Here is a 379-nt window from a genome sequence, read left to right as displayed (position 1 = left end):
CGCCGCCGCGGATGTACGGTGCGCCCTGGAACGCGATCTCGCCGCGCTGGATGCCTTCGAGGCCCATCATCACGCGCAGCAACGAGCTCTTGCCGCTGCCGCTCGGGCCGATGATCACGAGCCGGTCGTCCGCGCGCATGTCGAGGCTCATGCCGTCCATCACGACGAGATTCGGACCGTACGCCTTGTGCACGTCGCGCAGCCGCACGAAATCGCCGTCGGGCGCGGTGGCCGCGAAGCGCGTGGTCGAAAGGGGATGCATGGCCGACCTGACGGCCGTCGTTTGAGGCGACAACATGACAGTCTCTCCTGCGGCGCCCAGGCTCGGCGCGCAAAGTGCGAATCGGAAGATCGAGGCCCACCCGTCGATGCTGCGGCG

The 379-nt window shown here is 68.3% G+C and carries 1 protein-coding gene; it reads right to left on the bottom strand.

Annotated elements, in window-relative coordinates:
• A partial coding sequence (locus Q3A80_RS31990; protein ID WP_446332765.1) for an ATP-binding cassette domain-containing protein occupies positions 1 to 298 on the bottom strand: 298 nt, incomplete at its 3' end.
• Positions 299 to 379 lie beyond the last annotated feature (81 nt).

It is taken from the genome of Burkholderia sp. SR8 (genome assembly GCF_052851275.1).
Note: the sequence above shows the minus strand (reverse complement) of the source record. Positions and strands in the feature narration are given on the sequence as shown.